At 46.7% G+C, this 13,359-nt stretch carries 14 protein-coding genes; 10 read left to right on the top strand and 4 right to left on the bottom strand.

All coding sequences use genetic code 11. The annotated features are described in order from the left end of the window. Positions 1–9: 9 nt before the first annotated feature. Positions 10–777, top strand: coding sequence for a sugar phosphate isomerase/epimerase family protein (locus tag ACKTS9_RS01820; protein ID WP_407878643.1), 768 nt, complete (start codon positions 10–12; stop codon positions 775–777). A 31-nt stretch (positions 778–808) separates the two neighbouring features. Next, positions 809–1,273, top strand: a complete 465-nt coding sequence (gene nrdR / locus ACKTS9_RS01815; protein WP_349216252.1) for a transcriptional regulator NrdR — start codon at positions 809–811, stop codon at positions 1,271–1,273. A 34-nt stretch (positions 1,274–1,307) separates the two neighbouring features. Here nrdR and ACKTS9_RS01810 read toward each other — a convergent pair whose 3' ends face one another. Both ACKTS9_RS01810 and ACKTS9_RS01805 read right to left on the bottom strand, forming a co-directional pair. Further along, on the bottom strand, positions 1,308–1,679 hold the full coding sequence (locus ACKTS9_RS01810; protein WP_407878640.1) for a DUF4363 family protein: 372 nt from the start codon (positions 1,677–1,679) through the stop codon (positions 1,308–1,310). After that, entirely contained in the window at positions 1,679–2,356 is a 678-nt protein-coding gene (locus ACKTS9_RS01805) for a DUF421 domain-containing protein (protein WP_407878638.1), read from the bottom strand. Before ACKTS9_RS01805 ends, ACKTS9_RS01810 begins: the two co-directional genes overlap by 1 nt. 87 nt (positions 2,357–2,443) lie before the next feature. Between ACKTS9_RS01805 and ACKTS9_RS01800 the strand changes: the two genes are divergently transcribed. Genes ACKTS9_RS01800 through ACKTS9_RS01790 form a run of 3 tightly spaced genes read left to right on the top strand, consistent with a single transcriptional unit; the run spans position 2,444 to position 5,974 of the window. Beyond that, positions 2,444–3,904, top strand: a complete 1,461-nt coding sequence (locus ACKTS9_RS01800; RefSeq protein ID WP_407878635.1) for a spore germination protein — start codon at positions 2,444–2,446, stop codon at positions 3,902–3,904. Beyond that, positions 3,901–4,917 carry a GerAB/ArcD/ProY family transporter gene (locus ACKTS9_RS01795; RefSeq protein ID WP_407878632.1) on the top strand — a complete coding sequence of 339 codons (1,017 nt, stop codon included), beginning with the start codon at positions 3,901–3,903 and terminating at the stop codon, positions 4,915–4,917. Before ACKTS9_RS01800 ends, ACKTS9_RS01795 begins: the two co-directional genes overlap by 4 nt. Further along, positions 4,898–5,974: a hypothetical protein gene (locus ACKTS9_RS01790; RefSeq protein ID WP_407878630.1), complete on the top strand. Its 1,077-nt coding sequence runs from the start codon at positions 4,898–4,900 to the stop codon at positions 5,972–5,974. The genes ACKTS9_RS01795 and ACKTS9_RS01790 overlap by 20 nt, the downstream gene beginning before the upstream one ends. Before the next feature lie 40 nt (positions 5,975–6,014). Here the strand turns inward: ACKTS9_RS01790 and ACKTS9_RS01785 are convergent, their stop codons facing one another. Both ACKTS9_RS01785 and ACKTS9_RS01780 read right to left on the bottom strand, forming a co-directional pair. Continuing rightward, the gene (locus ACKTS9_RS01785) at positions 6,015–7,388 is read right to left on the bottom strand and encodes an NAD(P)/FAD-dependent oxidoreductase (RefSeq protein WP_407878628.1); all 1,374 of its coding nucleotides are present in this window, start codon (positions 7,386–7,388) and stop codon (positions 6,015–6,017) included. A 16-nt stretch (positions 7,389–7,404) separates the two neighbouring features. Further along, positions 7,405–8,580 carry a glycosyltransferase gene (locus ACKTS9_RS01780; protein WP_407878625.1) on the bottom strand — a complete coding sequence of 392 codons (1,176 nt, stop codon included), beginning with the start codon at positions 8,578–8,580 and terminating at the stop codon, positions 7,405–7,407. 292 nt (positions 8,581–8,872) lie between these two features. Here ACKTS9_RS01780 and hprK point away from each other — a divergent pair, with 292 nt between their 5' ends. From hprK to rapZ, 5 genes are read left to right on the top strand one after another with little or no spacing between them, the layout of a single operon-like run. Then, on the top strand, positions 8,873–9,805 hold the full coding sequence (gene hprK / locus ACKTS9_RS01775) for an HPr(Ser) kinase/phosphatase (RefSeq protein ID WP_349216260.1): 933 nt from the start codon (positions 8,873–8,875) through the stop codon (positions 9,803–9,805). Between the two features lie 19 nt (positions 9,806–9,824). Next, complete coding sequence (locus tag ACKTS9_RS01770) at positions 9,825–10,574, top strand: phosphatase (protein ID WP_407878623.1); 750 nt, start codon at positions 9,825–9,827, stop codon at positions 10,572–10,574. Further along, a complete protein-coding gene (locus ACKTS9_RS01765; RefSeq protein WP_349216262.1) occupies positions 10,571–11,539 on the top strand; it encodes an ROK family protein in 969 nt (322 codons plus the stop codon). The genes ACKTS9_RS01770 and ACKTS9_RS01765 overlap by 4 nt, the downstream gene beginning before the upstream one ends. Positions 11,540–11,556: 17 nt before the next feature. After that, a complete protein-coding gene (gene murB / locus ACKTS9_RS01760) occupies positions 11,557–12,462 on the top strand; it encodes a UDP-N-acetylmuramate dehydrogenase (protein WP_407878620.1) in 906 nt (301 codons plus the stop codon). A gap of 18 nt (positions 12,463–12,480) precedes the next feature. Then, entirely contained in the window at positions 12,481–13,344 is an 864-nt protein-coding gene (gene rapZ, locus ACKTS9_RS01755) for an RNase adapter RapZ (protein WP_407878618.1), read from the top strand. The last annotated feature ends 15 nt before the right edge of the window (positions 13,345–13,359 follow it).

Below are 13,359 nucleotides of genomic sequence, written 5' to 3'. Positions count from 1 at the left end.
GGCTGCTTTATGGAGTGTGGAATATCGACAGCTTGCTTTTTTCCGATGGAAACGGAACAGGCACTGCTTGAAATTTCGTTAAGCGAGGTAAAAGGTGTTGAAGTGTTTTTAAACACATTCCGGGAATTGGAGCCGGAGTATTTATCCCGTTTGAAGTCGATCGTGAAGCAAAGCGAAATGCATGTACTGGCTGTACATCCATTTACGTCGATGATGGAATCTTTCTTTTTTGCCTCTTCTTATGGAACTCGATTTGAGGATGGGGTTGCTTTATATCGACGGTATTTTGAAGCGTGCCGAATTTTAGAAGCTCCAATTTTAGTTTTCCACGGTGATTATAAGAACACGGCCTATCCCTTTGAGGCTTATTGCAAAAACTACAGTGCGTTGCAGTGTGTTGGAAAAGAATATGGTGTGGCGCTTTGCCAGGAAAACGTGGTACGGTGCAAATGCGGTTTTTTGGAGCAGATTCGACGCATGAGAGAGCTGACAGATGATCGGGCGGAATTTATTCTGGATTTGAAGCAGGCCCGCCGAGCAGAGAATCATGTGGATGCTCTTTTGGATGCGATGAAAGGGAAAATCCGCCATGCCCACCTGAGTGATTTTGACCTGGATTGTGACTGTTTACCACCAGGTGAGGGGCAAGAAGCGTGGGCACTTCTGTTGCCCCGTTTAAAGCGGGAAGCTTGCAGTATGGTAGTAGAATTGTATCGAGATGGGTTTCAAACGAAACAGCAGCTGGTAAATGCGGTTTCCTTTATAGAGAGTTATTAAAGGCAAAATGAGGAAGGGGTAATCAAGAGTTATGAGATGTCCGTATTGTGGTGAAATTGAATCAAAGGTAATTGACTCCCGCCCTGCGGATGATGGAGAGCGTATTCGCCGCCGCCGGGAATGTTTATCATGCTCGAAACGTTTTACTACATACGAAATTGTGGAAACTGTTCCGCTGATGGTGATTAAGAAGGATAAATCGCGCGAAGCATTTAACCGTCAAAAGTTATTGAATGGTTTGATGCGCGCCTGCGAAAAGCGTCCGGTGACATATAAAATGCTGGAAACTGCCGTGGATAACATTGAACAGGAATTATTGAATTCCTATGACCGCGAAGTGACATCCATCCATATCGGCGAACTGGCCATGCAGGAATTGAAGAGAATCGATGAAGTGGCTTATGTGCGATTTGCTTCGGTTTATCGGCAGTTCAGTGACATCAATACATTTATGGATGAATTAAAGGATTTGCTGAACAAGCGCTCTCAGAAATAAAAGCAAGGACTTTTCCGTCAGGAAAAGTCCTTTTTTATACAATTGCGGTAAATAAGTGCTCCATCATTTGAAGTTGTTCTTGCGCTTTGGCAATTTCGCTGAAAAGGTCTGCTATTGAAGTGCGGTTGATATAAGCTTTCAGTCCCTGAAGGTTGACCGTGGTGGTAATCACTGTTTCACGCTTGATGAAAAATTCCAGGAAATGTTGATTATGCTTGTAATAGGATAATGTTTCATCAAGAATTTGGCTGGCGAGGTCGTATTTTTTCTCGGATGCCGCCTGACGTATTTCTGAGAGCCCCGCGCAGGTATATTCAGTAATCCGGTGTATTTGAATATGGCTGAACCAGGTCAGTGAAAATGTGCTCAGAAGAATCAGAAGTGCAGCATATACGCGACGGTTCATCAAAGCCCCTCCCTCGGAATCACAAGAATCTGTCCTGCATCATTGCATAAAAACAGCAGAATGTCTCGAATAGTAAATCCACGCATACGGCATTGTTCTTCCACCCAAGGAAGGTCGACTCCCAGAAAATGAAGATTTTCATTCAGAATTGTCCCGTCTGCAATCAAAGGCAGAGATGGTTGTCTGGCTGGCGGAGCAGCTTGCTGCGTCATCTCATTGGTAGGACTTTGATATTCAAACTTTTTTTGCACACTGATGCTACCGTTGGTTTCGACGATGGCAAACTCCACCTGTTCCAGTTCAAAAATATCTTTTCCGCGAAGAGCCTCCAACAAGTCTTCTGCCGAAAAGCGAAGTTCCTTCAATGTTTTCTGGTCGATCTGCCCATTTCTGATAATGATTTTGGGTGAACCGGCAACCAATCGAGACGCAGTATGAGAATGAGCGCAAAGTGAAGAAATCAAAATTTCCAGGGCGACGATCAGAAAAACGGGCACCACACTGCTGACCAATGGCAGCTCCGGGGATTCGATGGAAATTGAGGCCAGATTGGAAATCAGAATGGTAGAGACCAGTTCAGATGGTTGGAGTTCGCCCAGTTGTTTTTTCCCCATGAGGCGCATTGCAAAAATAATTAGAACATAGATCAGAAGCGTGCGCAGAACCAACAATAACATACCGTAACACCTCCCTTTCAATATGGTCTTATCTGATTAAAACCATACAAGGTCCGGGCATACTAAACAGGAAAGGGGGAAGCAGTGATGGAACAGCAGCTTTTGAAAAAAGACTTACTGGAAAATAAACTGCTTTTAAAGGGGCTGTTTGGAAATGCCACCGATTTTTATACAAAGGATATTGAATTGTTTGGAATTCCTTGTTGCATCTGCATGTTTGAGGGACTTTCCAGTATTGAACGCCTTTGGATTATGATGCTGGACATTCTCAGCCGTCCTGAACGTACGATTTCCGACCCGGAGGAATTATTTGATTACATCTGGAGGAAAACCGCTGTCCCTATGGAGTCCAAGTGCGTTTTGTGTGTGGACGATGCCCGTGCCCAGTTGACTGCGGGTACCAGTGTGATTTTGATCGATGGCGTAGACCGTGCGCTTGTGATTTCCACGCAGAGCATGCAGTTTCGTTCGGTTCAGGAACCGAGTGGGGAGAATAATATACGTGGTTCCCGGGAAGGATTTACGGAACTTCTTCGCGTGAACATCAGTCTGATTCGACGGTTGATTCGAACCGATGAGCTCATGGTGGAAACCATGAGCTTAGGAGAGCGGACACAGACGGAGATCGCATTGCTCTATAATCGAAAGCTTGTTTCTCAAAAGCTTCTTCGATTGGTTCGTGAACGTTTAGAAAATACACAGCTTCCGTTTGTGTTTGACAGTGGTTATCTGGCGGCTTTTTTGCAGAGAAGCCGCTTTTCATTTTTTCAAGCAGTCGGGTATACAGAGCGACCCGATACGTCCAGCGCAAAAATTTGCGAAGGCAAAATCATTGTTTTGGCCAATGGAAGCCCGTTTGCAATGATTGTTCCATACTTTTTCAATGAGAATTTCCAAAGTATGGACGATTATTCGGAAAAAGCGTATTTTGCATCGTTGATTCGCATTGTGAAATATGTGGCGTTTTTTCTTGCGGTTATGCTGCCGGGGGTATTTGTGTCCATTGCCAACTTTACTCCGGAACTGCTTCCGCCGCAACTTTTGTATAAGGTTGCGGCAGCCGAAATGGCCACACCGCTGCCGTTGTTTCTGGAAGCGCTTTTTGTGAATTTCCTTCTGGAAATTGTACGGGAAGCAGGACTGCGGCTTCCAAAACCGATTGGCCATTCTGTCAGTTTGGTAGCTGCGCTGATCGTAGGAGATGCTGCGGTTAGCGCGGGCGTCTTGGGCACACCAGTGGTCATTGTTACAGCGTTAACCGCCATTTGCACCTATGTGGTTCCATCACTGTATGAACCGGTGACAGTATTGAGAATTCTGTTCATTTTAGCTGGCGGCATTTTGGGACCATTGGGGATTTCGGCTTTAACGGTGTGGATGCTGAGTAATCTGTGCAGCATGAACCCGTTCGGAATTCCGTATCTTGCCCCCATCGCTCCTGCGCGCAAAGATTTCTTGCGTGATGGAATGATCCGCAGCAGCTGGAAAAGGCTTGCAAAGTCTGATTTCTATGTAGACAAATTGCAGGAAGCGGAGGAGAGCGAATGAGAAGGAGCAAGTTGAACGCCCGTGCCTTGTTTCCAGCGGTTTTTTTGATGTTAGCCATTGACTTGATTATTACAGCCTTTACTGAAAAAGAATATTTTCGTGCTCAGGTAACGATTCCGGCGACCATTTTAAATTCTGCGCTGACACTTGGAATTCTATGGCTGCTTTTGCGGTTGAGTCAGTCGGGGCTGCTTGCCAAGTGGTGTCATGTGATACTGGCTTCATTGATGGCATTCAGTGCAGGATGCACAATTACACGCACGGAACAGTTTTGGCGGTTCACAAGCAATGCAATGTATTCGTCAATGCTTATTTATGGAATCTTTTTAGCTGTATTGTTTTATCTCCTGCGGAGCGGCATGGAGACAACACTGCGATTGGTCAATCTGATGCTTGTACCTTTTTTGTTTTCAATCGGATTGCTTATAGCAGCAAATCTGGTGCAAATGCAGCCGGAAAATTTGATTGTAAGGCCGTTTTCCATGTGCGAAATTATACAAAGCGCACAGGCTGGCTTTTGCCTTTCCCCGGTTCTATTGATCCCGCTCGTTTTCGCAAAAGGTGACAGACGGAGAAAAATGCGTTCTTTTTCAAAAATTTTTGGAGTGATTGTAATTCTGGGAACAATACTCAGTTTGCTTGGAGAGATGGTTTTGGGAGAACAGGCGGCACAGCAGACACTTGTTTTTCATTCTTTGTCGCGCTTGGGAAGACTTTCGGTTTTCAAGCGCATGGATGCTCTTCATGTTTGGATCTGGTCCATGGTGGAATTCTCAAAAGCAGCTCTTTATGCCTGTACAGCGCAGAAAAGTATTCTCTTGATTCGAGTGGATTGCAAACACCCGGAAATTTGGGCCGTCGGAGGTGTTTTACTCGGTGTGATTCTGGCAAATTTGTGCTCGGAGGGTTGGCAGCAGGTAATTCAAAGTGCTGGAACAGCAGGATTGATGGTTTGCCTTGTGGCTGCTGCGATGCGGGAAAGGAGGCACCACGGTGCACAGAACGCTGTTTAGGCTGTTCGCTTTGGTCGTTCCGCTCATTTTTTTGTGCGGATGCGCGCAAGGGAAAAGTCTGGGTGAACGGGCGATTGTAAAAGCGGTTTATGTGAATACGCTGGATGATGGACAGGTGGAGGCAGCGTTGGTGGTGTTACAATGTCAACCGAGCTCCGACACAGGCTCTGTCACCGAAAAAGCCCAAATTTATATGGGACAGGGAGATAATCTGGAGCAAGCGCTCTATCAGGCGGAACGCCAGCAAAACAAATCGGCTTTTTACGCACAAAATCAGCTTTTGTTTTTGGGGCCAGGTGCAATTGAGCAGGGGGTATCCAGCTATCTGCGCTATTTTGGACAGGAAGACGTAGGCCGTCTCAACTTATCGGTGTATCTGACTACTTTAGACGGAAAAGAGTTTTCTGAATGCGAAGAGGTTCTGCAAACGGTTATTCAGGAAGGCGAGCGGCTGACGGAGCGCAATGCCCTTCAAGCTAACCCTTCTCAAAGCATTTTTGAAGCAATTCCCGGGAAGCATGGGGAAAGCGGCTGGCTTCCGATTTTGGATTTTTCAGATAAAAGCGATGCATTTATTGGGGTGAAACGGGCAGCGCTTTTCAAGGATGGCATTTGTTACTCTTTTTGGGATGCAACAGAACTTCAGGTCGCTTTGCTGCTGGATGGAAAATGTCGAAATCTTTCGGTGCAGACAAGTTTTGAGCAGACCCTGATTTCATTGGAAACATCCGCTCTTTCCATTGAAAAAAATGTGAAGCCGGAAAACGGAAAATGGATACTCGAAATTCAGATCTCAGGGAAAATTGAACATTTGAGCATAAAAGGGAAAACGGTTTCTGCCTCAGATTCATTGGACGAAACCGTTTTGGTCAACCGTTGGCTTGCAAGCGAAGCAATGAATATTGTGAAAGATACGTTTTATCGTCAAAATGATATTTTTCAATGGGAATGGTGGCTTCGGATGTATGATGCGCAGCAAGTAGAAAAATGGAAAAATCAGAATGAACTGGAAAAGAACGTTCAAATCTGTATCAAAAGCAATTTGTACAGAGAATAAAAAGAGAGGCCTGTTTGAAACAGGCCTCTTTGCATGTGATTTACTTTTTCAAAATTTTGTCTGCTACATACAAACCGTGTGCAGCCGCCTGGGAGAGCGAACGAGTAAATCCGGTTCCGTCACCGACCGCATAAATTTTTTCACAGCCGTCCAATTCAAAGTCTGTGCAATCCGGACGGGCAGAATAATATTTGCACTCAACACCGTAAAGCAATGTGTCGTAGTTCATTGTGCCGGGAGCAACCTTGTCCAGTGCACCCAGTGTTTCCACAATGTTATCCAATTGACGTTTGGGCAGGCAAAGACTCAAGTCGCCAGGCACAGCATTCAATGTGGGACGCACGGTGCTCTGAGCCAGGCGGCGTGCATCTGTCCGGCGTCCTGCAATCAAATCGCCGAGACGCTGTACCAGAACGCTTCCGCCGCTGATCAGATTGGCCAGGCTGGCAACGCTGCGCGCGTATTCAATTGGCTCCTTGAAGGGCTCCGTAAACCGAATGGTAGAGAGAAGGGCAAAGTTGGAGTTTTCACTCTTCTTAGCTTCATCTACATAGGCATGTCCATTGACAGTCAGGACACCGGAAGTGTTCTCCATAACAACTTGTCCGCGCTCATTAAAGCAGAACATGCGCGTTACATCACCGTACTGCTTGGAGCGGTACCAAATTTTGGGCTCGTAGATTTTCTTGGAAAAGTCCTCCCACACGACACTGGGCAACTCCACCCGGACACCGATGTCGACCTGGTTATTTTTCAGGGGAATGGCATTTTGGGCACACCACTTTGCAAAGAAACGGCTGCCGACGCGGCCAACGGCAAAAACAATGTGTTCTGCCGTTACCGTGTCTGAACCATTTTTGTTGGTAAAGTAAACGGTGTGGGTGCTTTTATCTACATCTGTTACATCGGTATCCGTGAGAATGGTGACGCGTTCTTTCAGAAATGCGGCCATTTTGCACATTGTCGCAAAGTTCGCATCGGTCCCCAAATGTTTCAGCTGGGCCTGAGACATGTGCAGATCATATTCCAGACATTTTTTCTTCAGCTCATTGTTTGGCATAAAACGCTCAGCGGGGGCGCCAAAAGACTGGAGAATTGCATCGGCCTGCTCAATATAGTCAAGAACCGTTTTCGGTTCCAGAAATTCAGGCAGCCATCCGCCGTATTCGGTAGAGATAACGTATTTCCCGTCAGAGAAAGCACCGGCGCCAGCGAGACCCTCCATGATAGCACAGGAAGGGCACTTAATGCAGGTGGACACTTTTCCGGCCACAATGGGGCACAGCCGTTTTTCGATATCATGACCCTTTTCAAACAAAATCACTTTCAGCTGAGGTGCTTTGGTGCACAGTTCATAGGCGTTCATCAATCCGCCAATGCCGCCGCCGATAATTGCTACATCGTATTTTTGCATAATGAAGATGCTCCTTTTATTTTTTGTATTCTGCAATTGCTCGCTCGTATACATTCAGCACCTGAGCGACAAATTCTTTTTTTCCGTATCGATTGGTGAAAGCAGTTACGCGTTCTCTCCGTTCTGCCTTTTGTTCTGCTGTCATTGCAGCCTGGGCAGAGACAAGGGCACCGAACTCCTTGGATGAAGTGAACGTTTCACCGTTTTCTCCAGCTTCAATCTGATTCTTGTTATAAATATCCAACCGCTGCAGAACATACAGGCCGCTGGCCATAGCTTCCAGCATTGAGATTGAATTCATCTCAGAAAGGGAAGCAGTAGCAAACAGGTCACATGCATGATAGTAGGGCGGCAAGCTGGCGTGCTCAATTCGTCCCAGCAATTTAACCTGTGAGGTGACATCCAAATCCTGAATCTGCTTGGCGAGGTTGTTCTTTTCGGGCCCGTCTCCGATAATGAAAAGTTTGTACTGCTCGTTTCCTTTGCAATTTTGTGCGAAAAACTCAATCAGTGTATCAATGCTCTTTTCCTTCCCAAGCCGTCCCACAAAGCAGATGGCCGTGTCACCTTCACGAATACCAAGCGTTTTGCGCACCGAAGAGATATCATCGGGAGAGACATTCTGCGGCAGAAAATCGGACAGATCCACCGTGTTGGGGATAATATTAATATGGCGTTCCACACCGCAGCGGCGCAAAAACTCCACGACTTTCAAAGAAGGTCCTATGATTTCAGTCGCTTTGTTGGCAGTGCTGCGGAAATAGAGATGCGCAGCCGGTTTTACCATTTTCTGCCCAAATTTGTGGGGAGCGACATAGAACAAATAGTCATCATACATGGTATGAAGCGTGTAAACAATGGGCTTTTTCAATTTCCGCGCGGCAAACTGTGCAAAAATACCCATGCTGAACTCCGTGTGGATATGAAGTACGTCCGGGTTAAACTCTCGAATAATGTTCAAACGCTCGAGGTTCAGCGGATTGGAAAAGCCGTATCCGTAAATACGCTTCATGGGAATGGCCGGACAATAAAGCACGCCATCTTTCACATAATGACGGTTGGTTTTAGGGCTGGCAGTTACAATCAGCACTTCATGTCCGCTTTCTTCCAAAGATTCTTTCAGCGTTTGAATATGTGTAACGATTCCGCTGATAAAGGGAAAATAAGTTTCGGCAAAAATGGCAATTCTCATCATTGCATCTCCTTATTGCAGTTCTCATTCGAAAACGCACAATTACAATTTATTATATCAGAAATCAAGGCGTTTGAGAAGAGAATTTCATTAAATGTTCTTTTTCCATTTTATTATTTTATTAAAGTAAACGAACCAGATGCTGGATTTTTTACGCTATTTTGAAAACTTTTCGATACAAATTCTTTTTCAAAGCAAAACCAAATTGATATCTTACGTACGTTATTATATAATAAAAGCAGATGCTTAAGCCTTCCTGACGTCTGAGCTTGGAAAAGTGAGGTTGTGAAAAATGATGAATTTCAGCATTTCTTTGGAAAAAATCGTAAAACAGATGAATCTTCGTGTTGCATATACTCCGAAAGATTTAAAGGATATTCCGATTCAGTCTGCGGACGTCAACCGCCCGGGGCTCTTGTTGACAGGGTATGATGAGTATTTTGATCGCACACGTATTCAGATTTTGGGAAATGCTGAAATGGGCTATCTGCATACGTTGCCGGAAAATGAGCGTCGGAGCCATGTTCATACACTTTTCTCAATGAAACCACCGGCGGTCATCGTTACGCGGGATCTGAATATTTGCGACGCTATTTTTGAATTTGCACAGCAGTACCAAGTGCCGGTCTTGAGCAGTTCCGAGAGTACTTCCAGTATGATGAGCGGCCTGATTTCAATCCTCAGCGTGGACCTTGCGCCCCGCATCACCCGACATGGCGTATTGGTGGAAGTGTATGGCGAAGGCTTGCTGATCCTTGGCGAAAGTGGTGTCGGAAAAAGCGAAACCGCAATCGAACTTGTGAAACGCGGTCACCGATTAATTGCGGATGACGCGGTGGAACTGCGCCGCGTCTCTGATCGAACCATTTTGGGAACTGCGCCGGAGAACATTCGACACTTTATTGAACTGCGCGGTGTTGGTATCATCAATGTGGCGCGCGTATTCGGTTCCGGTGCCATCAAAATGAGCGAGAAAATTGATTTGGTGGTTCATTTGGAGCCATGGGATAAAACCAAAAATTACAGCCGTACCGGGCTGGAAACGGATACGACAGATATACTGGGATTGCCGCTTCCGAGCACGGTCATTCCGGTCATGCCCGGCAGAAACCTCGCTGTCATTCTTGAGGCGGCAGCCATCAATAACCGGCAGAAAAAAATGGGTTACAATGCGGCACAAGACCTTCTGGCACGCCTGGGCCTGGAAAATGATGTGAATGGTTGAGAAAAGCAGGAAATATTTTATGAAGATTATTGCTGATTTACACACGCACACAATGGTGTCAAACCATGCCTTTAATACAATTACCGAAATGGCTCGGCGGGCCAACGAGTTAGGACACTGGGCCTTGGCGATTACGGATCATGCTCCCCTCATGAAAGACAGTGCGCATCCGTGGTATTTCTATAATGTCACAACACTTCCGCACAAGATGGAAGGTGTTTGGGTTTTAAAAGGGATGGAAGCGAATGTGCGCAATCTGGACGGCGCGTTGGATTTTGATAATGACACGCTGCAGGAATTGGATATGGACTGGATCGTTGCGTCGATTCACCCGGAAGTCCTCCCTGGACCGTTGCAGGAGGATGAGACAACAAAGCTTTGGCTGAATGTGGCTCAAAACCCTTATGTGGATATGATCGGGCATTCGGAAAGCCGTTTCTATCCTTATGATTACGACGCTGTCACAAAAGTTTTTGCGCAGAACCACAAGGTGGTTGAGTTAAATGCAAATTCACGGGTGGCGCGGCCGGGCAATGAAAAGAATATGCTGGCCTTGGCGCTTGCCTGTAAGCGAAATGATGTGCCGGTTGCGGTCAATTCCGACGCACACTCGCAGTATCATTTGGGTGGAGTTGAATCAATTTTCGAAATGCTGCGGGAAATCGACTTTCCACCGGAATTGATTGTGAACGGAAGCAGAGAAGCCTTTGTCGCAATGCTCCGCGATCATCATAAGACGATTGTAAATTTGATGGAGGGAATGGAATGAAACGTTACGCGCTTGGTGTAGATTTGGGTGGAACCAATATTGCCGTGGGACTTGTGGATGAAGATCACCACATTGTGGATCATCTTTCCCGCAAGACCAATCTGCCCCGACCGGAGGAAGAGGTGGAGCAATCTATCGCTGAGATCTGCCGCGAGCTGGTTGCCCGGAACGACCTCTCCTTTGAACAGGATATTCGCTGGATTGGCATTGGTACGCCCGGAAGCGTCAACCCTAAAACCGGTATTATTGAATTTAATGCCAATTTTGGATATCATGATTGGCATTTGACGGCCGATATGGAAAAATTGCTGCCGGGTAAGGTTTATATTGAGAATGATGCGAATGCGGCTGCTTATGGAGAATATATTGCAGGTGGCGCGAAAGGAAGCAAAAACGCTGTTGTGATCACGCTGGGAACCGGAATCGGAAGCGGCATTATCATTGATGGACGAATTTTTTCGGGCTTTAACTCGGCGGGTGCAGAAATCGGGCACACAGTTATTGAAAAAGGTGGGCGGCCGTGTATGTGCGGTCGAAAGGGATGCTGGGAAAAATACGCTTCTGCCCGTGCTTTGGAAGAAGACACCCGCGCAGCATTGCAGGAACATAAGGACAATATCATGTGGCAGTATATTGGCGGCGATTTGCGTAAAGTGAACGCAAAAACTGCTTTTGATGGGATGCGGGCCGGCGATGCGCTTGCCAAAGAGTTAGTCGATCGTTTTATTGAGTATGTGGCGTGCGGCCTGACCAATGTTATCAATGTCTTCCAGCCGGAAATTATCTGCATTGGCGGTGGTGTTTCGCGGGAAGGGGAAACTTTGCTTGCTCCGTTGCGTAAACTTGTAGATGAAGAGGACTACGCGCGGAACAGCGAGCACCGCACCAAAATTGTGGTTGCGCAGCTGCACAACGATGCGGGCATCATCGGCGCCGCGAGCCTCGGCAGTCAAAATAATGAATAATAGGGCGTGTAATATTAATGGAAAAACTGGATTCTGTATTTAATTGGATGATTCAGCAGGAGATTCCCTGCGCGAGAAAAGAGCCAATGTCGCGTCATACATCTTTTAAAATCGGCGGGCCGGCTGAAATTTATTGTACGCCGAAAAATCCGAAGCAGCTGCAGGATATCCGCGATTACTGTGCACAAGAGGGTGTCCGGACCTATTTGCTGGGAAAGGGAACCAATGTGCTGTTTTCGGATAAAGGTTATGATGGTGTTGTAGTTCGTATTGGAGATGCATTTTCAGCCATCGAGGTACAGGGAACGGTTTTGAAAGCGGGTGCAGGCGCATCTCTTTCCAAAGTTTGCCTGGCAGCGGCGGAAGCCGGCTTGGCAGGAATGGAATTTGCTTTCGGGATTCCCGGATGCGTGGGCGGCGCCGTCTATATGAATGCCGGCGCCTATGGCGGGGAGATTAAAGACATTTTGCGTGATGTTACGTTTTTGGATGACAAAGGACATGAGATCACGCTGGAGGCCGGGGCACTTTCCCTCGGATACCGGACTTCCGCGTTTGCCTATATGCCGTGGTGTATTTTATCGGCTACTTTTTCTCTAACACCAGGTGAAAAGGACTCTATCCGGGAACAAATGGCTGATTATGCTCGCAGAAGAACGGAAAAACAGCCGCTGGATATGCCCAGTGCCGGCAGCACATTCAAACGTCCGGAAGGTGCCTATGCAAGCGCGCTGATTGATCAGTGCGGTTTGAGGGGTTACGCAGTAGGCGATGCGGCAATCAGTGAGAAACATTGCGGTTTTGTAGTGAATAAAGGAAATGCCACTTGTGCTGACGTATTGTGTCTCACGGACGTTGTGGCTAAAATTGTAAAAGAGCAGACGGGGTTCACTCTGGAGAAAGAGATTCGCGTTGTGGAATAAAGCGGGAAGGGAAAGGCTATGGATCTTTTAATTGTGACAGGACTATCTGGCGCAGGAAAGTCGTTGGCAATGAACGCGCTGGAAGATATCGGATTTTTTTGCATGGATAACATCCCGGCGAGCTTGCTGGCAAAGTTGGTAGAGTTGTCGCTTCAAAGCGAAAACTCCATGCAGAAAATTGCGGTTGTTCTGGATATCCGTGGCGGCAAGTCCTCGGAGGAGATCCTTAACGCTTTGCAGCAGCTGCGCCGGCAGGATGTGAGTTTCAAAATTCTGTTCCTGGACGCACAAGTGCATGTGCTGGAACGGCGGTATAAAGAAACCAGGCGAAGGCATCCCATATCCATCGCTTCGCAGGTTTCCATTGACGAAGCGCTCAGGCAGGAACGCCTTATCCTGGAACCGCTGTACGCGATGGCGGATTATAAAATTGATACTTCGCTGTTGTCTACAGCTCAGCTGAAAGATCGCATTGTCTCATTGTTTGTAGATAAAAGCTCGGACGCAATGACATTGAATATCATGTCTTTCGGTTTTAAATACGGTGTTCCCAGGGAGGCGGATATTGTTTATGATGTGCGCTGTCTGCCGAATCCGTTTTATATTCCGGAGCTCAAGGGGAAAACCGGCAACGATCATGAAGTTTCTGATTATGTGATGCAATTTGAAGAGTCCCAAAAATTGCTGGAGCACCTTCAGGCATTGCTGGATTATTCCCTCCCCCTGTATGTGAAAGAGGGTAAAAGTCAGTTGACGATTGCCATTGGCTGTACTGGTGGAAAACATCGGTCTATTACGTTTGCCAATCTTTTGGCAGAGCATTTCAAGCAAAAAGGATATCATCCTGTTTTGGAACATCGGGATGAGCAAAGATACAACTGACGAGTGGAGGATTGC

Origin of the sequence: Owariibacterium komagatae (assembly GCF_045865535.1) — a bacterium.
In the GTDB taxonomy this organism is placed as follows: Bacteria; Bacillota; Clostridia; order Oscillospirales; family Ruminococcaceae; genus Ruthenibacterium; species Ruthenibacterium komagatae.
This window is presented reverse-complemented; position numbering and strand designations above follow the sequence as displayed.